Here is a 22,027-nt window from a genome sequence, read left to right on the forward strand (position 1 = left end):
GATCGCTTCCATCGCCACCTTGGCCTTGAACTGCGCGCTGTAGCGCTTCCTCGTCGTCTTCATTCCCGTCCATTCCTTCAGGTCGGGATGAGCTTAACACCCTGTCCGAATTTCCGGGACCACCTCACCCATCTCTGGCCCGAGGATCGCGAGCGCGTTGCGATCGGCAGGCTGACGCTTGTCGCGTCGACCGACGAGGCCAAGATCGGCGATCCGGTCATGAACCATGATCCGACCATGCTGATCGACGGCATCGAAGCAGGCGACGACCCGATCCTTCAGATCCGCCGCGGCGTCTACGAAGCCTCCGCCGCGCTGCGCAGCGGAGGTTGGCGGCGTGGTCGCCCGGACTCCGCCGAAACACATTCCTCACGCCCATGACCGTCAAGGAGAGTCCCATGTCCGGCAGTTTCACGCCCAATGAGAGAACCCGGGATATCATCGAGCTGCGCAATCAGCCTGACGGTCCCGGCCTGCGCTATGGCAAGCGCGGCGAGGCGACCGCGGTAGCCAAGCTCATCCTCGGCGGGGCGCGCCTGCTGCGTGAGCGGATCGGCCAGTTCCAGGCCGAAGCGCGCTATTTCGAGGGGCGGATCGGCACGGTCCATGAGCTGCGCATCGTCATCATCAACGACGATGCTCAAGCGCTCGTCACCGTCACCTATGACGGGGACTTCAAGCCCTATCTGGAAGATATCATCCGCGAAGGCGGCGCCTGGTTCGATGGGCTCTTCGAGGGCGTGTGGGAAGGATACACCTCGGCCAGCGAGCCCGAAACCCAGCAGCTGATCCTCGGCACGATCGTCACCGCGGAGATGTTCTACGTGTGCCACCACGATCTTTCGGTCAAGGATGTGACGCGGCTGAAGCGCCAGAGCGCCGCGCTGACCGAACTGCTCGACTCCGTTAACTGAGATGGCCGTGACCCTCGACCTCGCGGAGATTCAGGGAACGGTGCTACGCAATCGACCCATGCCCTATTTCGGGGCCTATCTGCTGTTCCGGATCGACGACGGAGAGGCGGCCCGGCAGGGCCTCGCGCGGCTGCTGCCCCAGGTCACGTCGGCCAGGGATTGGGAAGCGCCGGCCGACCAGGCCTGGATCAACGTCGTCTTCACCGCCGAAGGACTGCGCCGGATCGGCGTGCCGGCCGATATCGTCGCCGGTTTTCCGCTGCCTTTCGTCCAGGGCATGGCGGCCCGCCGCGTCTTCCTGGGCGATGTGGGCGACAGCGATCCCGTCAATTGGGACTGGCCGCACGGGGGCAACGGCTTCCATCTCGGCCTGTTCCTGATGGGACAGAGCGAGGAGGCGCGCGACGCCAAGCTCGCGATCGGCCATGAGGCGATGCGCGGCCTGCCGGGCATCAGGCTGCTCTCTCATCTCGATGTCGGCATCCCGCCGACCATGCGCGAGCATTTCGGCTATGTCGACGGCCTCAGCCGGCCATTCATCGAGGGCGAAGGCGGCGAGCCGCAGCCCGGCCAGGACGTCACCAAGGCGGGCGAGTTCGTGCTCGGCTACGAGAATGAATTGGGACGCATCGCAAGCGCGCCAGGCCCCGAAATCCTCTGGCGCAATGGCACCTTCATCTCGATCCGCAAGATCCGCCAAAATGTCGCTGCCTTTCGCCGGTTCCTGCGCGATAATGGCGATGCTCCGGGTGGCGAGGAGATGGTCGCCGCCAAGATGATGGGTCGCTGGCGCAGCGGCTGCCCGCTGGCGCTTTCCCCCGACCATGACGATCCGGACATCGTCGCTGATCCGCTTCGCCGCAATGCATTCCGCTACCGCGAGGACGACCCAGACGGTCGCAAGACGCCCGTGGGCAGCCATATCCGCCGCATCAATCCGCGCGACGCGCTCGACGGCACCATCTCCGACGCGCGCACCCATCGCCTGCTCCGGCGCGGCTCGGCTTATGGTCCCGTCCTGCCGGAGGGCTCGCTGGAGGAAGACGGCGAGGACCGCGGCATCGTGCTCGCGCTCATCAATGCCGACCCCGCTCGCCAGTTCGAGTTCGTCCAGTCGCAATGGATCAATGACGGGGATTTCGTCGGCGAGGGTTCGCGGTCCGACCCCATCATCGGCCGCCGCGACCTTACCGACGATTACAGCTATCCCGCGAGGCCGGTGCGCCGACGCCTCAAGGGTCTGGCCGATTTCACGGTGGTGCGCGGTGGAGAGCATGTCTTCCTTCCCAGCCTTTCGGCCCTGCGCTGGATGACGGAGCTCCCGGGCGGCATCGGCAAGCCGGACGCGACATGAGCGTCGATCATCCCTTCCGGCCTGAAGAGCGACCGATGTTCGCCGGGTCGCCTTTCTCGCCCGCGCATCCCGGCGCGCGCAGGCTGGGCTATTTCGCTATAGGCCTGTTCCTCGGCGCGACGTCGACCTTCGGCAACGCTCTGACCACCGTCAACACCGGCGTGATCGCCGGACCGCTCGGGCTCTATGCGGCGCAAGCAGCCGCGCTGCCCGCCATCTATGTCGCGATGAACGCGAGCGCCAACCTGACGCTGGTCAAGGCGCGGGCGCAGTTCGGAATCCCGGAAGTGACTGGCGGCCTTCTGGCACTGTACGCCCTGACCGGGTTTGCCCAGTTCGCCGTTCCCGGCTTCGCCCCTACCATCGTCCTGCGCGCGGTCAGCGGCATGACCGCCGCAGCGCTCATCACCCTCGGCATCTATTATCTGATGCAGGCCCTGCCGCCGAGGGCCAAGTCGCTCGGCGCAGTGATCGGCATCGGCTTGCCCCAGATCGGCACGCCGCTGGCCCGGCTCGTGCCCGTCGACGTCCTGGCCGACAACGGCCTTTGGGGCCTGCACGCGATCGAGATCGCGCTGGCGCTTTTCACCCTAGCGCTCGTCCTGCTGCTGCCGCTGCCGCCGAGCGAGAAGAGCAGGGCCTTCGCGCCGCTCGATCTGGTCACGATCCTGCTCGCTACCGCTGGCATGTTGCTGCTTTGCCAGGTTCTAGGCCAAGGGCGCACGCTGTGGTGGGCGGACACGCCCTGGCTCGGCGTCGCGCTTGCCCTGGCGATCCCCTTGCTTGCCGCCGCCTTCCTCATTGAGACGGGCCGGCCTGATCCGCTGGTGCATTTCGAATGGATCGGAAGCTGGGGGATCCTGCGCTTCGCGGCGGTCGCGTTGGTCATGCGGCTGGCGCTCGCCGAACAGACCTATGGCGCGGTGGGCCTGCTCACGCTGGGCGGCCTCAACAACGATCAGCTGCGCACGCTTTTCCTGGTGGTGGCTCTGGCCATGCTCCTCGGCATCGTGGCGGCGGCATTGACGCTGTCGGAGCGACGCCTGCCCTGGCAAGTGCTGGTCGCCGCGCTGATTATCGCGACGGGCGCATGGCTCGACAGCGACGCGACCGCCCTCACACGGCCCGCCCAGCTGATGTTGAGCCAGGCGCTGATCGGGTTCGGTACAACGCTCTTCGTCGGCCCGGCGCTGCTCTACGGCTTCCTCCGCATGATCCAGCGCGGCGGCGATCATCTGGTCAGCTTCGTCGTCACCTTCAGCATCACCCAGAATGTCGGCGGTCTCATGGGCTCAGCGTTGCTCGGCAGCTTGCAGACGATCTGGGCGCGCAATGCCTCCAACGTCCTTGCCGCGGACATGCTGGCGAGCGACCCGCAGACAGCGGCGCGCATCGCAGGCGGGGCCACGTCGCTTGCCGGCGTCGTCGCCGATCCCGCCCAGCGAGTCGCGCAAGGCGCCGGCCTCCTCGGGCAGGCCATGGCGCGCGAGGCCGGTATCATCGCCTTCACGGACACGTTCCGACTGGTGGCCGTGCTGGCGCTGGCCATTGCGCTGTTCATTTTCGCCAACATCCTGGTGTCGAGCCGGCGAGGGGGAGTCGCAGGATGAGCCCCGCCGACCAGACAGCACAGCCGGAAGCTGTGGCCGCCGATGCACCCGCCGCGGAATGGCATCCGGCGCGGCGACGCTCGATCCATGTCGTCGCCGTCGTCGCCCTCGCGATCGTCGCCTTGCTGTTCGTCCTCGCCGCCTGGGACTTGCCGCCGTTCGCCGGCGGGAGCCAGCGAACCGACAATGCCTATGTGCGCGGTCGCACCACCGTCATCGCGCCCCAGGTCAGCGGCTATGTGCTGCAGGTACTCGTGCGCGACTATGAGACGGTGAAGGCGGGTCAGGTGCTGGTGCGGATAGACGACCGCATCTACCGCGCCCGGGTCGAGCAGGCACGCGCCAGTCTCGCTGCGGCCGAGGCGGCGCTCGCGAACTCCACCCAGGCGCGCGCGTCCCGGACGGCCGGGCTTCAGGGCTCGGTCGCCGGGGTGGGAGGCGCGCAGGCGCAGCTTGCCCGGGCGCGGGCAGACATGGCGCGCGCCGATGATCTAGCGCGGGACGGCTCGATCTCGATCCGCGAGCGCGACCAGACGCTGGCCGCGCTCGCGCTCGCACAGGCTCAACTTCGCCAGGCGCAGGCGGCAAGCGAAATCGGTCGCCAGGACATCCGCACGGTCGACGTCGGCCGTGGAGGCCTCGAAGCGCAGGTCGCGGCGTCTCGCGCGCAGCTCCATGCCGCCGAGATCGATCTGGAACACACCGTGATCCGCGCGCCCGAGGGTGGCACGCTTGGCGAAGTCGGCATTCGGGTCGGTGGCTATGTCACCAACGGCACGCAGCTCCTCGCCATCGTACCGCCCGAGCGGTGGATCATCGCCAATTTCAAGGAAGCGCAGACAGGCAATATCCGGCCGGGACTGCCGGTACGCTTCACGGTCGATGCGCTGAACGGAACAAGGCTGACCGGCAAGATCGAACGTTTGTCGCCCGCCGCCGGCTCAGAGTTCGCGGTGCTGAAGCCCGATAACGCCACAGGCAATTTCGTGAAAATTCCCCAGCGGATCGGCGTGCGGATCGCCGTGGACGCCGGTCAACAGGATGCGCAGCGCCTGCGCCCCGGCATGTCGGTCGAGGTCCGGGTCGACACGGGCGTCGCGCCATGAAGACACGTCTCGTGACAAGCGGACTGTTCCTGGCGCTGTCGGCATGCGTCGGGGCCCGGCCGCCGCTCCCCCCGGCGGCGATGATGACACCCCCCGCGCAGTGGCGCGAAGATCGCGATATGCCGGAAGCAGGCATAGATGCCCAGTGGTGGCGCGCTTTCGGCGATGAGGAGCTTGCCCAGCTCGTCGACGAAGCGCTTGCTCGCAACGAAGATATCGAGATCGCTGCAGCGCGGATCGAGGAAGCGCGGGCGCAATTCGCAGCTGCACGAGGTGCGCGCCTGCCCGCTGTCCAGGGGGTGGGAGCCGGTGGGCGTACCCGCAGCGTCAATCCCTTCGGCATCGACGTCGATCAATGGGCGGCGCAAACGGAAGTGCAGGCATCGTTCGACCTCGATCTGTTCGGGCGGCTCAAGAACAGCGCCGCTGCGGCACGGGCGCAACTTCTCGCCACCGAATATGGCCGCGATACAATTCAACTCGCCATCATGACAGCCGTGACCGGTGGCTATGTCCAGCTTCGCACATTCGACGAAAGGCTCGCCGTCCTGCGCCGGACACTGGAAGCCCGCGGTTCGACGCTGAGGCTCATTCGACGTCGCGCGGAAGCAGGTTATGGCTCGCAGCTCGACCTCGCCCAGGCGGAGGCGGAATATGAAGCGACCGCGCAAGCCGTCCCTCCGGTCGAACTCGCCATCACCAAGCTCGAGAACGGGCTGAGCATTCTGCTCGGTCGCATACCCGGCCCCGTCACCCGTGGCGCCACACTGAATGCGCTGACGATTCCCGATGTGCCGGTGCAATTGCCGGCAAGCGTGCTGCGGCACCGGCCCGATCTCGCCTCCGCCGAGCAGCAGATCGTTGCTGCCGATCACTCGCTCGATGCGGCGCGCGCCGCGTTCATGCCCAATATCAGCCTGTCCGCATCCGGTGGATTTGTCGCCTCCTCGCTGCTTCCTGACAACCCGCTCTCGATCTTCTCGCTAGGCGGCAGCATCTTGGCGCCCATCTTCAACGGCGGACGCCTGAGGGCGCAAGCGGAGAGTGCGGCCGCCCGGCGCGATCAGGCTGCCTTCGCCTATCGCCGCGCAGCGCTGACCGCGTTCCGCGAGGTCGAGGACAGCATGGCGTCGGTCGCGCGGCTGGGCGAGCAGGAGCAAGTGCTGCGCCGGCAGCAGGCGGCGCTCGCCCGCGTCCACGGCCTGGCCTCGCGGCGTTACCAGGAAGGCTATTCTCCCTATCTGGAGCAGCTTGATGCCGAGCGCAGCCTGCTTTCGGCGGAGCTTTCGCTCATCCAGTCTCGCGGCGATCGCCTGCTGGCGGCGATCACCCTGTTCCAGACACTCGGCGGCGGTTGGCAGCCCGAGCTTCAGACCAAGGCCGCGTCTCGCGGCACCAAAGACATGCAGCGGATTGCCATGACACCGATCGCGGGTGGCCCGAAGAAGGGCCCCTTCACGTCCACTCGGAGCGAACGATGATCATCCTCACCGGAATTGCCGCCGGCCGTTCGCGGGGATCGTGGGGCTCGCCGCTTCGATCCTCTTTCTCGGCGAAGCGGGTTTCCCGCTTTTCGCCGCGAGTCACGCAGCCACATATCAAGGAGAGATTTCAATGAACGAGGATTTTGTCACCACTGCCGATGGCACCAGGATCTTCTATAAGGACTGGGGACCGAGGGACGCGCAGCCGATCGTCTTCCACCATGGCTGGCCGCTCTCCGCCGACGACTGGGACAATCAGACGATGTTCTTCCTCCTGGAAGGCTACCGGATCATCGCGCACGATCGTCGAGGCCACGGCCGTTCCACGCAGACCTTCGTCGGCAACGAGATGGACACCTACGCGGCGGACGTGGCGGCGCTGACCGACCATCTCGATCTCAAGGGCGCCATTCATGTCGGCCATTCGACCGGCGGAGGCGAAGTGGCGCGCTATGTCGCTCGCGCCAGGCCAGGCCGAGTCGCCAAGGCAGTGCTCGTCGGTGCGGTTCCGCCGATCATGGTCAAGTCGGACGACAATCCCGGCGGCCTGCCCATCGAGGTGTTCGACGGCTTTCGTGCCGCACTCGTCGCCAATCGTGCCCAGTTCTTCCTCGATGTGCCGAGCGGTCCCTTCTATGGCTTCAATCGTCCCGGCGTGAAGGTCGATCAAGGCGTCATCTGGAACTGGTGGCGCCAGGGCATGATGGGCGGCGCCAAGGCGCACTACGATTGCATCAAGGCCTTTTCGGAGACGGACTTTTCCGAAGACCTGAAGGCGATCGCTGTGCCGACGCTCGTCATGCATGGCGAAGATGACCAGATTGTGCCGATCGCGGATTCGGCGCTGCTCGCAATCAAGCTGCTCAGGCACGGAACGCTCAAGACATATCCCGGCCTGCCCCACGGCATGGCGACCACGCATGCCGAGACCATCAATGCCGATCTGCTCGCTTTTTTCAGAGAGTGAGCGGTCAGTCCACGCGGGATGAAGGCTCAATCCATGAAGGCCGTTATGACCACGGGTGTATCTGAACACGGCTTGGTTGGAATTGCTGCCAGGGTAGCTCCATGGCGCGCCTGATCATGCTCGTTCTGTTCATGCTGCTCGTAACTTCGGTCACGATGGCCCTGAAGACGTGCAGCGCGCAACAGCCATCCGATGGTCACGCAACCGGTGGCGATGCCTCGGGGCTTGTCTCGCTTCAGGACGGCTCGACGATGATCGCCCAGCCAGGAACGGTAGGCCGAGACCTGGTCGATTGGCTTGCCGAGCGCAAACCGGGCGAAAAGACTTTTGAACTGGGCGGCCAGGAGTTTGTTGGGCGAACCGCGCAGCCTACATCGGAATCGCTCGGCCGCGTCACCCGCTTGATCGCGATGCTCCGCGCCAATCCGGATGTGAGGATGACAATTGTCGGCCACAGCGATCCGTCGGGTGACGAGCGCGCCGACATCGCGCTTTCGCTGGCGCGAGCGCAAGCGCTCTATCGGCTTGTGCGGGATGGCGGCATCGCTCCGGCGAGGCTTGAGGTGCAGGCCCGCGGATCCTCCGACCCGCTCGCTCCCAATGACAGCCCGGTCAATCGCGCCCGCAATCAGCGCGTCAGCCTCGTTCTGAGCCGGAAGGAATAGTCCGCATGGACGGATCGGGCTCGATTCTCACTGCAATGGTCGGTCTCGCCGGCGCCGCGATCGGTGGCCTGACGTCCTTCGTGACCTCCTGGCTCACGCTGCGCACGCAAATGCATCAGAATATGCTGACAGCCGCCCGCGATCGACGCGAGGCCGTCTATAAGGACTTCATCAAGGAAGCGGCGCGCCTGTTCGGCGACGCCTTAGGGCACGAACGCGAAGATGTCTCGGACCTGATCGCGCTCTACTCAATTGTCGCACACATGCGCCTCCTCGCGTCCAGCGAGGTTATTGCGCGCGCCGAGCGGGTGCTGGAGGCGATCGTTGCCGCCTATCTAGCTCCAAATCGCACACTCCACGAATTGCGCCAATTTGCCCATGAGGGCGGCCTTGATCCGCTTCGGCAGTTCAGCGAGGCTTGCCGATCTGAACTGGAGCGATTTGATAAACTATAGCGGACAGCGCTCACCCTGAGCCTCGCCGAGGGTCGTTTCGATCCAGTCTGTGAGATGCTCCAGAACTTCGTCTCGGTTGACTTCGTTGAGAAGTTCGTGGCGCGCGCCCTCATACACCTTCGTCTGCACGTCGTTGAGACCGGCCGCTCGATAGCGTTGAGCGAGCAGTTCCACACCTTGACCTTGGTTACCGATAGGATCGAGACCGCCAGAGATCAGGAGCAGCGAAAGGTCGTGCCGAATTTTTGCAAGCTTGTCCGGATCTGCCAGCAGCGGAGCGAATCCCAGCACCGATTCCGCCGAACGGGCAGTGAGTTCGGGAAAGCAGAGCGGATCGGCAATGAAGGCATCGACAGCAATTTGGTCGCGGGTCAGCCAATCAAAGGGGGTTCTTGCCGGGGCGAATGCGCCGTTCAGCATATCGTCGAGTGGAGCAATGTGCGCAGAGACAGCCGCAGCGATCTGGTCGAGCGCACCGGACCCGGATAGGATGACCCCGGCGAGCAGGTTCGCATCGTCAATACAGTAAAGTTGTGCGGCGAAGGAGCCCATGCTGTGCCCCAAGAGGATAAGCGGCGCGTCATGGAACAGCGCCCGGCAGTGGCGCGAGAGGGCGCGCATGTCGGATATCAGAGAAGCAAAGCCGCCTTCGCCGAAATCGCCCATAGGGGTCGATGGTGTGATCGCCCTTCCGTGCCCCCGATGATCGTTGCCGAAAACGGCGAAACCAGCCGCGACCAATGACCGGGCACTCCAGTCATAGCGCCCGATATGCTCTCCCATGCCATGGGCCAGTTGGATCACCGCTCGGGGGTTGCCGGGGCCTGTCCAGCTGCTGCATGGGATGGCATGAACATCTGAACTCGAAATTTCAAAATGCACGTGTCGAAACATCGGCGCCAAACCTTTCATGTCCACGCACTATGCAGACATGCGGACAGTTCGTCCCCGGCGATAGCGTAAGCTGGCAGTGAGTGGAGCAACCTTCGGACCAGCGCAGGTTGGGTGGAACATCCATTTCCCCGGCCCGCTGCCGATTTGGTCGACACCGAGATTATGTGTTTTCACCCATCAAAGAGCAGGCATGCAGAGAAGGAAGTTCAGCCGCTCGTTGCGACCAAACCATACATTTCGCATCCGATGGTCGAGTTTAGCGAGGCCCTCTTCCTGCAAGCCGTAGCAACCATGCTTGTGGTCTTCCGACATCGTGGTCTCCCAGTCGGGACTAAGGCGAAATCTACCTCTCGGACGGGGTTTCGGCAACTTGTCACTCGCTGTCGGTAAGATCACCGCCAGCTTAGACTAAAGTCTGATGGGCTAATAATTAACCCGGTCGGGATAGTATTTTCCCATGACGCTTGAGACCATCAGATTGCCCAACAGTCCTGACGCCTGGGGAGCCGCCGCCAGGTATCATCTGGATAGCGCGAAGGGCCTGCTTGACCGCATGCACGACACGAGGACCGATGTGCGGCGCGATCAGGTTGAGCGCGATTTCTGGCAACATATGAACGTTGCATGGGAGCTGATCCAGCGCGTCGAGGGAGCGCGGCGTCTCCACTAGAGGCTTGCTTCAGTTTAAGGCACCTTGCATTCGAGCGGTGTAGGGTCTCCTTGTCCTTTCCCGGCGATTTCAATATCCATGTGCGGCGCCGTGCTCCCGGTCAGGACTGCGTTGGCCGCCAGGGGGGCGGTGGAATGCAGACCGTTGGAAACGGAGAATATGCCGGCGAGCGCGAACAAATCAGATCTGCAGGCAAGCCTTGCCGAGAGCGCCGCTCGAGAGGCGCGTAGCCGGCAGGAAGCCTTTGAAGCGAACGCCTGGCTGGCTGCGATTGTCGAGAACAGCGACGACGCTATCCTCTCGAAGACCCTTGATGGCATCATCATGAGTTGGAATGCCGGGGCCGAGAAGCTTTTCGGCTTTACCGCTGACGAGGCGATCGGCCGTCCGATCACGATCATTATCCCGCAGGACCGGCTTCATGAGGAAGAGGCGATCATCCGGCAAGTGCGCGCCGGCGAGAAGGTCCAGCATTTCGATACGGTACGACGACGCAAGGATGGCAGTCTCGTTGATATCTCGTTGACGGTCTCCCCCGTGAAGGATGCGACGGGCAAGGTCCTTGGTGCTTCCAAGATCGCGCGAGACATTACTCCGTCCAAGCACGCCGAGGAGCGGCAAGCGCTGCTCCTGCGGGAAATGAATCACCGCGTGAAGAATCTGTTCGCACTGACGGCGGCACTGGTATCGATCAGCGCGCGATCGACCGACGATGTCGACGAACTGGCCGCGGACCTCACCGCGCGCCTTACGGCACTGTCGCAGGCCCACGCACTGATGCTGCCCCATCACGACAGCGAGACGACCGATCAGGATGTCACACTGACCGCGCTGCTCCAGACGGTCCTGGCCGCACATGACGGACGTGGGCCTTCGCGTATCACGATCGAAGGTGACGATGTGGCGATCGGCCGACAGGCTTTGCCGACGATCGCGCTGGTGTTCTACGAATTGGCCACCAACGCCGCGAAATATGGTGGTCTCGCTTCGGACGGGGGCAAGCTGGCGATCGCGATCAAGACCGATGGAGAACGGGTGAATTTGACATGGCGCGAGGCAGGGGCGCCGCGGCGACCGGATCCATCCGGGCCGGAAGGTTTTGGCAGCCGGCTTGAAAAGGCGAGCCTGGCAAGCCTGCATGGAACGATCGATCGTCGATGGCTGGAGGACGGGCTGGAAGTCGTGTTACAATTCCCCGTCGGTGATCTTAGTCGCTGAGCCCCGTCGGTCGAACGCGATCGACGAGCTATTGTCTGTCGCGCACGAGCGTACGCCAGCGCAGCCGGTCGCCGCTTTGCGATAGCAAGCCACGACATCCGGTCCGAGCAAAGCTCGGCCGCGGCAGAGAGCGAATGTTATGTCCGTGTCGGATACCATCATCACCACCTGGCTGGCGGCTATCGCCCGTTTCCGGCAAGCGCGCACCGCGTGGCTGGAATGGAAGGCCCGGAACCCTTATCCGACGCGCGACATAATTCCGGACGATATCGAACAGGAAAGAGCCTTCCTTGCGGAATGGGAGCTGGGCTCCGAGGGCGTCGGTGGACCTTATACCGAGGCGGTGGATACGCTTCAGTCGCTTCCCGCGCCCAATCTCGACGCGGTCATCGTGAAGCTCCAGTTGGTCCGGGAAGCCCTGGAGGGGCATACCGTTGAAGGCGAGTTGACGCCGGTATTGCAGCTGATCGAACAGGACCTGCGCAGAATCAGGGACGATCTCGAAGATTCAGGAACAAGCGCACCCAATTAGCGACCGCTCAGTCTTTCAGTTCGGGTTTTCCGGATAGCGGGCATCATAGGCGGCCACATGCTGCCCGAGACCAAAGCGCTCGATGGCATTTTGCTCGGCAAGCATGACGCGATGCGCCGCCTCGGGCTTGTCGGCCTCCGAAGCATCGATCAATGCCACTTCAGCATCGTGCCATGCATCAAGGATCTCGTCGTCCGTGAGAGGGCCAGCATCTGGTTTGACGATAGCAGCGATCTGGGCAACCAACTCGGCCGCACGATATGGTTTCGCAAGAAACGGGACGTCTGCGCCGGTTGGAGCTACGCGACCTGAAGTCAGCACCACTCCCACTTCCGGCCATCGCGATCGAACCAGGCCGGCGAGGGCAATCCCGTCCATGCCCGGAGGCATCTCGATGTCACTGAAGATGGCTGCGATGTCGTCGCGACCTTCGAGAGCCGTAACCGCTTCCAACGCGCTGCATGCTTCCAGCACCTTGAAGCCGGCGTCGAGCAGGATCTCCGCTGTGGTCATCCGCACCAGGGTTTCGTCCTCGACGACCAAGATGCTCGTTCTTTTAAGATCCTGTTCCAGCACGTGTCTCAAGTCCCCTCAATGACCTGTCTGGCATCGAGTCCGTAGCCGATCGCTAGGGCCGCTCCGCTCACTCAAGTTGACCATGTGTTCTGACTAAATACGGGCTCCGCCTACCAATTTGACGGCTTTATTAGCGACAAAACCATCGGGTTGATCGCCGGGAACGCACCGGCATGATCGCAAGACGCTCGATAGTCGAGTCAAACATTATGTGAGCGAGGATCGCGCTTGAGCCGACGTTCTTCCTATAATTTCTATGACCCTGATAGTGGTCTTTGGACCCTCACAGCCGGAAGTTACTGAAATCTACAGCCCCTTTCGAAGCTGGGCAACTCTGCAATCATAGGCCGGCGTCGGCTCGACCCATGTGGTTCAGAGTTGATCGCACTCAACCAGCAAGCTGATCGCGGTATCGAGCCGGTCGGGTGTCGGCTCGGGAGGATTTCCCTGCCTGGTGGTGCCCGGCGTCAGACTCCACCCGCCCTCGTCAATCACGATGCGCAAGCGCAGGATCGTCTTCGGGATCCGACAGGATCAGGGCATTGCGGCCGCCGCTCCGCAACAGCGCGTCGAGCAGGACGGCCTCGAAGAAGGAAAGGGACAACGCATAGGTTGTGAACGCAACGCGCTTCCACGGCGCGGCCGAAATGAGTTCAAGCGGATTCACGGACAGCCTTCCCCCCTGACCCGGCGAACATCAGGTCACGATCCACGGTCGATGAACATTGGTCCGGCAACAGAGTAGAGGTTGGATCTCGTGGTCACAAGGGTAGATCGCCGCGGTTAAAATCGTGTATCGAATATACGACCTCACTGTAGGAAGAATAGATTGGATTCGAGGGCTGATCGAGCGTGATGGTTATTAGGCCGCGCCGCCACTGGACGCGTGTCGCCTGCTCACCGGAGCCGCGTGACATTGACGGTGAAAGCTCGACCAGACGCGAACTCACGGGCTTTCCATATTTATCCGACAGCAGCGACTTCATCTCGTCCGGCGATATGGCCGAAAATGTTACCAGGATTTGACTGACGGTCCCGCCCCTGTTGCTGAATGAAAGACGGGCGCTCGTATCGAAGTTGGTACTCGACCGCACACTTGTATCCGAATCAAGACGGTCGAGGCGATAGACCTCTTGGACGCGACTTCTTGTCATTCCGACGCGCACGAGATCCCAAACGGTCGCTTCCTCGACTTCCCGCCGGTCTGGCGGCGCTTTCGCAAACGACGGTGACGCAATCATCAGCAGCGCACACATGATCAATTTTCGCATCGAACGCGGTCCTTCCAGCGGCCGGACTCCACGCGCGAACTTCCCGGCCCGAGCAGATGGTAGAGCCTGCGAAGCGGTTCGAGAAGATCGGCTGCGGCGTCAAGGGTGTCGGCGATTCCACGCTCGGGGAAAAGGGAAGGGGGGAGCCGAGCTGGTGTCCGGGCTGATCCGGATGCCAGAAGGAGCTCCTCCGATGACCACAGTCGTAAAGCTCGCGAAGCTTACGCTCTCTCCCATCAACGTCCGCAAGCGGCCCGACGAATTGCTCGAGATCCCGCAAATGGCGGCCGATATCGAAGCCCGCGGCGTTCTCCAGAACCTGCTCGTCACGCCGGTGAAGAAGCCGCGCGGAACTTTCGAAGTCTTCGATGGCGGCCGCCGCCTGCGCGGGCTTCGCTTGCTCGCCGAACGCGGCGTGATCGATGCGGACACCTATGATGTTCCCGTCAAGGTTCTGATCGGCGACGAGGCGACGCTTTCCGAAACGTCGACCGCCGCCAACTTCCACCAGCTCAAGATGACGCCGGCGGAAGAGTGCCGCGCCTTCCAATATTTCATTGGCCTCAACAACGATATCGACGGGGTGGCCAAGCGCTTCGGCCTCACCCGCCGCTTCGTAGAAGGCCGGCTGCGCCTCGCCACGCTGGCCGAACCGATTTTCGAGGCATTGAGCGAGGGCGCCATCACCCTCGACGTCGCCAAAGCCTATGCCTCGACCGAGAACCAGGAAAAGCAGCTCCTGGTCTGGAAGAGCTACGGCGCGAGCTATGCCAATGCCGACACGATCCGCCGCGTGATCGCCAACGAGACGATGAACTCGACCGATCCCGTCGCGATCCTGGTCGGCGAGGATCGCTATGTCGATGCTGGTGGAACGATCGACCGCGATCTGTTCAGCGATAGCGGCGACAAATGGGTCAACCCGGAGATCGTCCAGCGCCTTGCGGCCGATATCATGGAAGCCGAAGCCAAGCGTGTCGGCGAGGAATTGGGCCTCGCGTGGATCCGGCCCATCGCCTCGAACTATACGCACAGCGCGGCCGCTGGTCTCTATCGCGTCATCCTGCCGCAACCCGACCTCACCGATGAGCAGATTGCGCGCCTCGGCGCCATTGCCGAGCGACAGAGCGTCATCACCGAGGAAATGGCAGACGATTCCCTCGACGAGGACGCCTATAAGCTTCTCGATCAGGAATATGACGCCCTCGAGAACGAGGTGCGCGCCATTCGCGAAGCGGCCCCTGTCCTGCCCGATGAACTCAGGCCGCACGTTGGCGCCTTCCTGAAACTGACGCCCAAGGGCGAGATGGTGCTCGACACCGAATATTACAGCGAGGAGCCGATCCCCGTTGGCGACACGGGCGACGACCACGGCGACGGGGACACCGACACCGCCGATCGCAACGGTGCGAGCGGGTCGGGGCGGACGCCCACGCCGCCGGCCGCGCCGCCCGAGGCGGTGGCACCTGGGGGTAAGCCGCTCAGCGCTCGGCTCTACGACGAATTGGCGATGCAGCGCCGCGACGTCCTCGCTGCGGCAATGCTCAGCCATCCGGCGCTGGCTCTCGACTATGCGCTGTTCGTCATGATCGACGATCGCACCAGCTCGTTCAGCGCCTACGGCTCGACCATTCGTGCGCAGTCGCCGCAGGACCCTGCGGGCGGCGAACAGCCTGCGACGCGCGCGCGCAGCTATCTCGCCGAAGCCCATGACGGCCTCGACGCGAGCTGGCTCGAGCACAAGTCCGAGGTCGATCGGTTCGAGGCGTTCCGCGCTCTCGACGATGACAGCAAGGCGGCTTGGCTCGCCTATATCGTGGCGATCTCGCTGGAGGCGAAAGGCGGCAATCGCGCCGAACAGTGCCCGCTGCACAATCGTCTGGCGACCATCATGGAAGTCGATGTCGCGGCCTGGTGGCGCCCGACCTCGGAGAACTTCTTCGACCGGATCAGCAAGGGCTCCATCCTGTCGCTGCTCAACGAAGTGGGCGGCGCGGCGCTCACGGCACGCCACGCGACGATGAAGAAGTCGGAGATTTCGGGATCGTGCGCCAAGCTCTTCGCGGGCGAGGCAATCGTCGAACCCGAAGTCAGGGATGCCGCTCTCGCCTGGGTGCCGAACGCGATGCGTTTCCTCGACAGGACCGTGGCGGACGACCTCGAGCCCGCCGAGGTCGATACCGACGAACAGCTCGGCGATGTGGAGGCCGATACCGGAGCCGATGCGCCTGTCGCCGACGCGCAAGCGCCCGATCAGGACGCCCTCGCGGCCTGACGTTCCGCTCTCCTGGAAGCCTCGCCGTCGGCGCCTTCACCGCGCCGGCGGCACTTTTTAATTCCATCAGGAGAAGTCTCATGTCGCTTCGCCAACCTATCCGCCGCGATGTCGCCGCGGAAATCACCGATCTCATCATTCGGAAGATCGAGGAGGGCGTGCCGCCCTGGTCGCGGCCCTGGCGATCGAGCGGGGCAGGGGGCCGGCCGCTTCGCCATTGTGGAACACCCTATCAAGGCATCAATGTGCTCTATCTGTGGGCGCTCGGTGATGCCTTGGGCTATCGCTCCCACTACTGGATGACCTATCGCCAGGCGGAATCGCTGGGTGGTCATGTCCGCAAGGGCGAGAGCGGCGCGGTCTCGGTCTATTATTCCTCGTTCAAGAAGCGCGAGGAGAATCCGGAAACGGGCAAGGAGGTCGAACGCAGCATCCGTTTCCTTCGCCATTACATCGTCTTCAATGCCGACCAGGTGGATGGCCTTCCAGCCTATTTCTATCCGTCGACAGAGCCGGAACAGCCGCTCATTCCATCGGAGCGACAGGCCGCGATCGACGCCTTCTTCGCCTCCATCCCCGCAGATGTCCGACACGGCGGCAACCAAGCCTACTTCACCCCGACCTTCGACCACATCCAGCTCCCGAACCGGACGTCGTTCCGCAGCATGGACCTGTACGCATCCACCCGATGCCATGAGACAGTGCATTGGTCAGGCCATGCCAGCAGGCTCGCGCGCACGTTCGGCAAACGCTTCGGCGATAAAGCCTATGCTTTTGAAGAACTTGTGGCCGAAATCGGCGCCGGGCTTTGCTGCGCGGACCTCGGGCTGCCCAATGTCCTGCACGACAGTCATGCAAGCTATGTGGGGCACTGGCTCGGGATCCTGCGCGGCGACAAGACCGCCATCATCCATGCCGCCGCCAAGGCTGAACAGGCTTTCGCGTACCTCAAGAGCTTCGGCGCAGCGGACGACAAAGATTCCGCGGACGACGACGATACGCCCGTGCCGTTACCGGCCCTAGCAGCCTGACGACCCTGCAACCCGGCACGGTCGCTGCCTCTTTCCATCTTCACGAAAGGACCACCGCCATGGGATGGCTCTTCATGCCCTTCACGTCGATGGGCGGTCACAAGACCGCCAAATCCTATCTTGATGGCCAGCTGACCTACGAAAAGACCCTCGATGACGGCAGCAAGCGCGGCGTCAGGGTACTTGCGTCCTCCTGCCCGGGAAATCGGACCTACTACGCCGCCGCGCAGGAGACCGTCGATGGCGTGGGCGGCGCCGTCTTCGCCGTCGTCTGCCTAGTGCGCTGGAACCCCCGCTCGCGCGATGGCCACCAGTTCGGATATAAGGACATGATCGAAAATGCCGGTCCTTGCGAGGCTGACTGCCCTGCTGCGATACTCGATCTGCTGAGCCCGACAGAGCACGAATACGCGATCGACTGGCGCGCGCGCTGTCGCGCCAATCTCGAACGCCGCGCTCGCAAGCTTGCAGATGGAGACCGCATCCGGCTTCCCGAGCCGGTGACCTTCACCGACGGGAACGTCGCGCAAGAGTTCGTCGTCTGCAAACGTGGCCGCAGCCTGGTGCTTCGCGATCCGCAGAATGGCTGTTTCTATCGGATCAGCCGGATTATGGAGCGCGCCTGGACGATCGTGCCCATCACCAAGATTCACAAGACCGTGTTCGCCTGAGATTCAGTCCGTATAACCGCCCAGGAAAGGGATTGTGGCTATGACACTGCCGACAGACAGGTTCGGCCTGTCGCCCAAGCGACAGCAACTTTGCAGCCGGGAAAACGCCCTGCGGGTCGCCGGCCGGATATTCGACAACTATCCCAAGCGGATCAGCATCCTCAACACCGGCGACCCTTTGCAGCCTTTCCGCATTTCGGTCGATCCGGCAAACCGGGATCAGATCGTCGCGGAGATGGTCGCTTGAAACCCCTCATTCTCATATGTCTTTCGGCGCTGGTGTGGGCCATGCCCAACGCGCTCAGCGCACGCGACACGCAGTCCTTCACTGCCAGGGCCAGAGCGCTTGACGGCGACACCGTCGCCGCTGATTTCCGCCTTCTCGGCGTCGACGCCTTCGAACGGCGGCAGCTTTGCGAACGAAATGGATCATGCTGGGAATGCGGCAAGGCCGCGCAGGATCTCGCGGCGCGGACCTTGCGCGACAGCGATGCGACCATCAGCCTCACCGCAAGCTCGAGCTACGACCGGCCCGTTGCCACGGTTAGCGTGAACGGCCGCGATCTTGGAGAACTACTGATACGTGCCGGTCTCGCGGTGCCTCAGCCTCAATACCTCAAGATCGATCAGCCGCGCGCGGTGCGATATAGTCGTGCCTTCGCTGACGCGCAGCGCGAAAGGGCAGGGGCTCTGTCGGGTCGCTGGATCGAACCGGCCCGTTGGCGGCGCGGCGATCGGCTATCCTGCGAGCGCTGATAGTCGGCAAAAGGGCTCGGCCTTATTCGGCGGCGACCATCTCTGGCGGCATCTTGAGTTCGCGCAGGGCGTGGCGAATTATCTGCCAGCCGCCGCTGACACCGAGCCCGGCCAGAATGATGGCGACGCCGATGTCCGGCCAAGCGGTCGCTGTTCCGAACACCCCGCCCGCAGCGGCGACGACGGCCACATTGCCGATCGCGTCATTGCGCGAGCAGATCCATACGGACCGGCGGTTCGCATCACCTTCGCGGTGGCGCCACAGCAGGAGCGCACACCATAGATTTGCGACGAGCGCCATGATCCCAATCACGCCCATCGTTTCGGCCTGGGGGAGGCTCCCTGCATAGGCCATCCAGAGCGTACTCGCGAGTACCCAAAGCCCGACAAGAAGAAGCGTCACGCCTTTCAACAGGGCTGCCCTTGCGCGCCAGCGCAACGCGAGGCCAGCGACAACAAGGCTGATCAGGTAATTGGCGGAGTCACCGAGGAAGTCGAGCGCGTCGGCCATCAGCGACGCGGACTGAGCGGAGACGCCGGCGATCATTTCGACGGCAAACATGCCCGCGTTGATCCCGAGCGCGATCAGCAGGACGCGCTCCCACCTTTCGTCCCTGGAGCGATCAGAGTCGCATCCACCTCCGCAACAATCACCGGCCATTGCGCCAACCTCGATTCGACTGACGCTGACACTATGCACCCGCCACCGGCCAACGGGTCAAGCAAAGCATGAGGTCGTCTGCCGGAGAAAACATCCTAGATCGACCGGCAGAGCGCATTGCCCCCCGGTCGATCCGAATGTCACACACCGAGTTCAGGATCGGCCCACCACGATCGGCCCTGCTGGAAATCCTCGGACGACGAGACGACCGGGCCATCGGGCTCGTCGGCCACATAGGGCCGGACAAGCAGGCGAGCCTTGACCCTGCGCCGATGCATTTCGCCCGCGATCCGGCCGCGCGCTTCGAGCAGTTCCTCAAGCCACATCAGATCGTCGATCATCTCGACGACACCGCGGCCGGCGAGGCAGAAATAGATGCAGCGCTGGAAGTCGTCGCCCGCCGGATTGCTGAGGATCGAGGCCAGCTTGCGCTTCCCGCCAGGCTCGCCCTCGTGGATCCAGCTCACCGCCTCGCGAAGCTCCCGGACCGAATAGAAGGCGTCCTCGATATGCATGCCGATGGACGCGTTCGCGATCATGCGCCGCGCCGGGCGGTTCTGCTCATCGAGCGCCGCATCGCGCAGCGTCACGTCCAGATCGAATTGGTCAAGATAAGTGGCGGCGGAATCGGTCATCGCAAATCTCCTTCCCAAGGAACGTACCATGAACAAGGACGCGCTCAAAGCGAGGTCGATTGCGGTCATGATCGGGCTGCCCCATCTGTCCGACGGCAAGCTGCTCGATCGGGCTCGGCGCTTGCAGCAGCCCGTCCTCATCTCTGCCAACGCCTTCTCCCGGTGGTCACGGCGACGCGGCTGGCGCGAATGGGTGGGTTGGTCGATGCGCCAACTCGAAAATGCCAAAGGCCTCCATAGCCTCAGCCTCGACAGCGCGGGGTTCAGCGCGATGGTGAGCTACGGTGGTTATCCCTGGACCGTGGACGACTATATCCGGCTCGCGGCCGCATATCCGTTTCGCTGGTGGGCGAGCCTCGACTATTGCGTCGAGCATCAGGTCGCCGGCGACCGCGAGGAAGTCCTCGACCGAATGTCGCGCACCATTCGATCCAATATCGAGTGCCGCTTGCGGGCCGAGGACGAAGGAATCCTGTCCACCTTCATGCCGGTGATCCAGGGACGGCTCCCTGCGGACTATGAGCGGTGCGCCGACGCTCTTTCGGGGACGATCGACCGGGCCGGGCTCGTTGGGGTAGGGTCGATGTGCCGGCGCGCAATCCATGGCCCCGAAGGCCTCATGGCCGTCGTCGACCATCTCGATCGGGTTCTTCCGCGGCGCATCCGGCTCCATTTGTTCGGCGTGAAGGGGGAGGCCCTTCCGTACCTGACGGCGTTCAGCCACCGCGTCGCCTCGATCGACAGTCAGGCCTATGGCGTCGCAGCCAGGAACGCTGCGCGGCGCGGTCGCCAGTCGAAGAGCGACGCGGTCGTGGCGGACCATATGGAGTACTGGGTTCGCGCCCAGCATGCGCGCCTGCACCAGCCGCAGCGCCGGCTTCCGGTGCAGGTGCCTATGGGCGAACCCGCGCGACCCGATGATCCATGGGAGGAGGCAATCGCCGAAGCGCGGCAGGAGATCCGCGAACTGATCGAATCCGGTGATCTCGATCATGACGAGACAACCGCGCCCTGGATCGAGCAATGGGCGGCCGACATCTATCGCGAACGCATGACGGGCTGATCACGCTTGGCCGCCCGGTGCGGGCGTCGTCGTCCCGGAGCGCCACAAGACCTTCAAAGAGGAGAGGGGGATGCGGGGGCGCTCCGACAGAAGCACGAGACCATGCAGTTCGAGGAAACGTCATGCCCCACCAGTTCATCGTCACCGAGCGGGTCCCTGCTCGCTCAAATCGTGCGGAGGTCCGCAATCCGATCCTTACACTCCCGGCGGTCGCGCGGCTGCGGGCGCTCGATCCTGAAACGCGCCGTGCGCTGCAGGACCTGCTCCTCGAGCTGCAGCAGGATGCGAGGCAGCGTGCCGAAGCAAGCTGGCGCAGCCACAAGCCTCCGCTTGCCTCATACTGGGCAGCTTGCGGTGTTTATGCCGGCCACCTAGCCCGCGCCATCGGACCAAGCCAACGCGGCGCCAGACGACAACTCCACAATCACTGCGCGATCCTCACGAAAGGGGAGGGGATCGCGGGCTGAAGTCCTATCGAAAGTCTGGAGATGATCCATGCCACCCAGCGAAGCCCTCGATCTCCTGAAGGAGGCGCTTGATCTATTCAACGACAACGCGAACTTCGCCCTGCGCCGCGATCGCAAACGGACGAGCTATAAGCTTGCCGCACGGATCGACGATCTCCTTCAAAGGTTCGACGGGCCCAGACATCTGGCGATTGACGAGGCGCGTGAGCGATGGTCGGCGGCGTCCTCCATCCGCATCGATCCGAACGAACGGATCGTGGAGCAGTCTCCCGGTGGCGGCTACTGGGTCCGGGCCTGGGTTTTCGTCGAACGGCCGAAACTCGACGAGCCCGGGACGCCGCTTCGCACCCGATATGAGGCAGCCCTTGCGGTGCTGCCCTCATTGACCAGAGAAGTTCTTCTCGCCCACCGCGTTGATGATCTCGATTATGCTGCCATAGCGGCCCGCTTCGGAATAACGATCGGCGAGGTTGAGCAGTGCATCGCGGATGCACTGGAAGCGGTTTCCAAGGCGCTCGATCACGATTGAGTGCCCTGCTCGCATGAGGCCTACAGCGCATCTTGCGGTATGCGTTGAGGCAAAATCCTACCACATGCGAGACTAAATCTCTTTGACCGGCTGCAGCGTAAGCGCCGACGGAACGCGGCCTTGTTGCCGGCGCCGGAATAGGAAAGCTCGCGGCCTTTGAGGAGGCGTGAGCATGGACATCGAGCAATCAAATGAGCCTCGTATGAGCGGTCGCGGTGATGGC

The 22,027-nt window shown here is 63.5% G+C and carries 26 protein-coding genes; 20 read left to right on the forward strand and 6 right to left on the reverse strand.

The annotated features are described in order from the left end of the window. The 9 genes from ACFQ24_RS06005 to ACFQ24_RS06045 form a co-directional block, all read left to right on the forward strand. Positions 1–381 (forward strand): hypothetical protein (locus tag ACFQ24_RS06005; protein ID WP_380909701.1); only part of this gene is annotated, 381 nt, incomplete at its 5' end. Between the two features lie 17 nt (positions 382–398). Then, positions 399–914, forward strand: coding sequence for a hypothetical protein (locus ACFQ24_RS06010; protein WP_380909703.1), 516 nt, complete (start codon positions 399–401; stop codon positions 912–914). A gap of 7 nt (positions 915–921) precedes the next feature. Next, positions 922–2,268 carry a Dyp-type peroxidase gene (locus ACFQ24_RS06015; protein WP_380909705.1) on the forward strand — a complete coding sequence of 449 codons (1,347 nt, stop codon included), beginning with the start codon at positions 922–924 and terminating at the stop codon, positions 2,266–2,268. Beyond that, positions 2,265–3,878: an MFS transporter gene (locus tag ACFQ24_RS06020; protein WP_380909707.1), complete on the forward strand. Its 1,614-nt coding sequence runs from the start codon at positions 2,265–2,267 to the stop codon at positions 3,876–3,878. The genes ACFQ24_RS06015 and ACFQ24_RS06020 overlap by 4 nt, the downstream gene beginning before the upstream one ends. Continuing rightward, positions 3,875–4,984 carry an HlyD family secretion protein gene (locus ACFQ24_RS06025; RefSeq protein WP_380909709.1) on the forward strand — a complete coding sequence of 370 codons (1,110 nt, stop codon included), beginning with the start codon at positions 3,875–3,877 and terminating at the stop codon, positions 4,982–4,984. Before ACFQ24_RS06020 ends, ACFQ24_RS06025 begins: the two co-directional genes overlap by 4 nt. Then, positions 4,981–6,465, forward strand: coding sequence for an efflux transporter outer membrane subunit (locus ACFQ24_RS06030; RefSeq protein WP_380909711.1), 1,485 nt, complete (start codon positions 4,981–4,983; stop codon positions 6,463–6,465). The genes ACFQ24_RS06025 and ACFQ24_RS06030 overlap by 4 nt, the downstream gene beginning before the upstream one ends. Positions 6,466–6,598: 133 nt before the next feature. After that, entirely contained in the window at positions 6,599–7,435 is an 837-nt protein-coding gene (locus ACFQ24_RS06035; protein WP_380909713.1) for an alpha/beta fold hydrolase, read from the forward strand. Between the two features lie 101 nt (positions 7,436–7,536). Then, positions 7,537–8,100 (forward strand): OmpA family protein, encoded by a 564-nt coding sequence (locus ACFQ24_RS06040; protein WP_380909715.1) that lies wholly within the window; start codon positions 7,537–7,539, stop codon positions 8,098–8,100. A 5-nt stretch (positions 8,101–8,105) separates the two neighbouring features. Next, a complete protein-coding gene (locus ACFQ24_RS06045; RefSeq protein ID WP_380909717.1) occupies positions 8,106–8,555 on the forward strand; it encodes a hypothetical protein in 450 nt (149 codons plus the stop codon). Here the strand turns inward: ACFQ24_RS06045 and ACFQ24_RS06050 are convergent. After that, positions 8,550–9,467, reverse strand: a complete 918-nt coding sequence (locus ACFQ24_RS06050; protein WP_380909719.1) for an alpha/beta fold hydrolase — start codon at positions 9,465–9,467, stop codon at positions 8,550–8,552. The two genes, ACFQ24_RS06045 and ACFQ24_RS06050, sit on opposite strands and share 6 nt — an antisense overlap. Before the next feature lie 439 nt (positions 9,468–9,906). Between ACFQ24_RS06050 and ACFQ24_RS06055 the strand changes: the two genes are divergently transcribed. The 3 genes from ACFQ24_RS06055 to ACFQ24_RS06065 all read left to right on the forward strand — a co-directional run bounded on the left by ACFQ24_RS06055 (position 9,907) and on the right by ACFQ24_RS06065 (position 11,869). Further along, complete coding sequence (locus ACFQ24_RS06055; RefSeq protein ID WP_380909721.1) at positions 9,907–10,119, forward strand: hypothetical protein; 213 nt, start codon at positions 9,907–9,909, stop codon at positions 10,117–10,119. A 144-nt stretch (positions 10,120–10,263) separates the two neighbouring features. Beyond that, positions 10,264–11,337 carry a sensor histidine kinase gene (locus ACFQ24_RS06060; RefSeq protein ID WP_380909723.1) on the forward strand — a complete coding sequence of 358 codons (1,074 nt, stop codon included), beginning with the start codon at positions 10,264–10,266 and terminating at the stop codon, positions 11,335–11,337. A 139-nt stretch (positions 11,338–11,476) separates the two neighbouring features. Next, positions 11,477–11,869: a hypothetical protein gene (locus ACFQ24_RS06065; RefSeq protein WP_380909725.1), complete on the forward strand. Its 393-nt coding sequence runs from the start codon at positions 11,477–11,479 to the stop codon at positions 11,867–11,869. Positions 11,870–11,884: 15 nt separating this feature from the next. Here ACFQ24_RS06065 and ACFQ24_RS06070 read toward each other — a convergent pair whose 3' ends face one another. The 3 genes from ACFQ24_RS06070 to ACFQ24_RS06080 all read right to left on the reverse strand — a co-directional run bounded on the left by ACFQ24_RS06070 (position 11,885) and on the right by ACFQ24_RS06080 (position 13,716). Then, a complete protein-coding gene (locus ACFQ24_RS06070; RefSeq protein WP_380909727.1) occupies positions 11,885–12,412 on the reverse strand; it encodes a response regulator in 528 nt (175 codons plus the stop codon). Positions 12,413–12,932: 520 nt separating this feature from the next. Continuing rightward, positions 12,933–13,112, reverse strand: a complete 180-nt coding sequence (locus ACFQ24_RS06075; protein ID WP_380909729.1) for a hypothetical protein — start codon at positions 13,110–13,112, stop codon at positions 12,933–12,935. Positions 13,113–13,206: 94 nt separating this feature from the next. Next, positions 13,207–13,716, reverse strand: coding sequence for a hypothetical protein (locus ACFQ24_RS06080; RefSeq protein WP_380909731.1), 510 nt, complete (start codon positions 13,714–13,716; stop codon positions 13,207–13,209). A 193-nt stretch (positions 13,717–13,909) separates the two neighbouring features. On the opposite strand from ACFQ24_RS06080, the gene ACFQ24_RS06085 reads away from it, so the two are divergent. The 5 genes from ACFQ24_RS06085 to ACFQ24_RS06105 all read left to right on the forward strand — a co-directional run bounded on the left by ACFQ24_RS06085 (position 13,910) and on the right by ACFQ24_RS06105 (position 18,449). Continuing rightward, entirely contained in the window at positions 13,910–15,991 is a 2,082-nt protein-coding gene (locus ACFQ24_RS06085; RefSeq protein WP_380909733.1) for a ParB/RepB/Spo0J family partition protein, read from the forward strand. Positions 15,992–16,071: 80 nt separating this feature from the next. After that, positions 16,072–17,022, forward strand: coding sequence for an ArdC family protein (locus ACFQ24_RS06090; RefSeq protein WP_380909735.1), 951 nt, complete (start codon positions 16,072–16,074; stop codon positions 17,020–17,022). Positions 17,023–17,081: 59 nt separating this feature from the next. Next, the gene (locus tag ACFQ24_RS06095) at positions 17,082–17,693 is read left to right on the forward strand and encodes a DUF6927 domain-containing protein (protein WP_380909737.1); all 612 of its coding nucleotides are present in this window, start codon (positions 17,082–17,084) and stop codon (positions 17,691–17,693) included. Between the two features lie 40 nt (positions 17,694–17,733). Further along, on the forward strand, positions 17,734–17,940 hold the full coding sequence (locus ACFQ24_RS06100; RefSeq protein WP_275490291.1) for a hypothetical protein: 207 nt from the start codon (positions 17,734–17,736) through the stop codon (positions 17,938–17,940). 41 nt (positions 17,941–17,981) lie between these two features. Continuing rightward, on the forward strand, positions 17,982–18,449 hold the full coding sequence (locus tag ACFQ24_RS06105; RefSeq protein WP_380909749.1) for a thermonuclease family protein: 468 nt from the start codon (positions 17,982–17,984) through the stop codon (positions 18,447–18,449). A 22-nt stretch (positions 18,450–18,471) separates the two neighbouring features. Here the strand turns inward: ACFQ24_RS06105 and ACFQ24_RS06110 are convergent, their stop codons facing one another. Together ACFQ24_RS06110 and ACFQ24_RS06115 are read right to left on the reverse strand one after the other, a co-directional pair. Next, positions 18,472–19,110 (reverse strand): cation transporter, encoded by a 639-nt coding sequence (locus ACFQ24_RS06110; protein WP_380909739.1) that lies wholly within the window; start codon positions 19,108–19,110, stop codon positions 18,472–18,474. Positions 19,111–19,250: 140 nt separating this feature from the next. Next, on the reverse strand, positions 19,251–19,745 hold the full coding sequence (locus ACFQ24_RS06115) for a hypothetical protein (protein WP_380909741.1): 495 nt from the start codon (positions 19,743–19,745) through the stop codon (positions 19,251–19,253). A 28-nt stretch (positions 19,746–19,773) separates the two neighbouring features. On the opposite strand from ACFQ24_RS06115, the gene ACFQ24_RS06120 reads away from it, so the two are divergent. The 3 genes from ACFQ24_RS06120 to ACFQ24_RS06130 all read left to right on the forward strand — a co-directional run bounded on the left by ACFQ24_RS06120 (position 19,774) and on the right by ACFQ24_RS06130 (position 21,804). Further along, on the forward strand, positions 19,774–20,808 hold the full coding sequence (locus ACFQ24_RS06120; RefSeq protein ID WP_380909743.1) for a deazapurine DNA modification protein DpdA family protein: 1,035 nt from the start codon (positions 19,774–19,776) through the stop codon (positions 20,806–20,808). A 122-nt stretch (positions 20,809–20,930) separates the two neighbouring features. Continuing rightward, positions 20,931–21,275, forward strand: coding sequence for a hypothetical protein (locus ACFQ24_RS06125; RefSeq protein ID WP_380909745.1), 345 nt, complete (start codon positions 20,931–20,933; stop codon positions 21,273–21,275). Positions 21,276–21,303: 28 nt separating this feature from the next. Further along, positions 21,304–21,804 (forward strand): RNA polymerase sigma factor, encoded by a 501-nt coding sequence (locus ACFQ24_RS06130; RefSeq protein WP_380909747.1) that lies wholly within the window; start codon positions 21,304–21,306, stop codon positions 21,802–21,804. Positions 21,805–22,027 lie beyond the last annotated feature (223 nt).

The organism is Sphingobium olei (assembly GCF_042678845.1).
Taxonomy (GTDB): Bacteria; Pseudomonadota; Alphaproteobacteria; order Sphingomonadales; family Sphingomonadaceae; genus Sphingobium; species Sphingobium olei.

Coding starts and splice junctions, on each gene's coding strand:
- ACFQ24_RS06010 (WP_380909703.1), top strand. CDS start 399: ATGTCCGGCAGTTTCACGCCCAATGAGAGAACCCGGGATATCATCGAG.
- ACFQ24_RS06020 (WP_380909707.1), top strand. CDS start 2,265: ATGAGCGTCGATCATCCCTTCCGGCCTGAAGAGCGACCGATGTTCGCC.
- ACFQ24_RS06025 (WP_380909709.1), top strand. CDS start 3,875: ATGAGCCCCGCCGACCAGACAGCACAGCCGGAAGCTGTGGCCGCCGAT.
- ACFQ24_RS06030 (WP_380909711.1), top strand. CDS start 4,981: ATGAAGACACGTCTCGTGACAAGCGGACTGTTCCTGGCGCTGTCGGCA.
- ACFQ24_RS06035 (WP_380909713.1), top strand. CDS start 6,599: ATGAACGAGGATTTTGTCACCACTGCCGATGGCACCAGGATCTTCTAT.
- ACFQ24_RS06040 (WP_380909715.1), top strand. CDS start 7,537: ATGGCGCGCCTGATCATGCTCGTTCTGTTCATGCTGCTCGTAACTTCG.
- ACFQ24_RS06045 (WP_380909717.1), top strand. CDS start 8,106: ATGGACGGATCGGGCTCGATTCTCACTGCAATGGTCGGTCTCGCCGGC.
- ACFQ24_RS06050 (WP_380909719.1), bottom strand. CDS start 9,467: ATGAAAGGTTTGGCGCCGATGTTTCGACACGTGCATTTTGAAATTTCG.
- ACFQ24_RS06055 (WP_380909721.1), top strand. CDS start 9,907: ATGACGCTTGAGACCATCAGATTGCCCAACAGTCCTGACGCCTGGGGA.
- ACFQ24_RS06065 (WP_380909725.1), top strand. CDS start 11,477: ATGTCCGTGTCGGATACCATCATCACCACCTGGCTGGCGGCTATCGCC.
- ACFQ24_RS06080 (WP_380909731.1), bottom strand. CDS start 13,716: ATGCGAAAATTGATCATGTGTGCGCTGCTGATGATTGCGTCACCGTCG.
- ACFQ24_RS06085 (WP_380909733.1), top strand. CDS start 13,910: ATGACCACAGTCGTAAAGCTCGCGAAGCTTACGCTCTCTCCCATCAAC.
- ACFQ24_RS06090 (WP_380909735.1), top strand. CDS start 16,072: ATGTCGCTTCGCCAACCTATCCGCCGCGATGTCGCCGCGGAAATCACC.
- ACFQ24_RS06095 (WP_380909737.1), top strand. CDS start 17,082: ATGGGATGGCTCTTCATGCCCTTCACGTCGATGGGCGGTCACAAGACC.
- ACFQ24_RS06100 (WP_275490291.1), top strand. CDS start 17,734: ATGACACTGCCGACAGACAGGTTCGGCCTGTCGCCCAAGCGACAGCAA.
- ACFQ24_RS06105 (WP_380909749.1), top strand. CDS start 17,982: ATGCCCAACGCGCTCAGCGCACGCGACACGCAGTCCTTCACTGCCAGG.
- ACFQ24_RS06110 (WP_380909739.1), bottom strand. CDS start 19,110: ATGGCCGGTGATTGTTGCGGAGGTGGATGCGACTCTGATCGCTCCAGG.
- ACFQ24_RS06115 (WP_380909741.1), bottom strand. CDS start 19,745: ATGACCGATTCCGCCGCCACTTATCTTGACCAATTCGATCTGGACGTG.
- ACFQ24_RS06120 (WP_380909743.1), top strand. CDS start 19,774: ATGAACAAGGACGCGCTCAAAGCGAGGTCGATTGCGGTCATGATCGGG.
- ACFQ24_RS06125 (WP_380909745.1), top strand. CDS start 20,931: ATGCCCCACCAGTTCATCGTCACCGAGCGGGTCCCTGCTCGCTCAAAT.
- ACFQ24_RS06130 (WP_380909747.1), top strand. CDS start 21,304: ATGCCACCCAGCGAAGCCCTCGATCTCCTGAAGGAGGCGCTTGATCTA.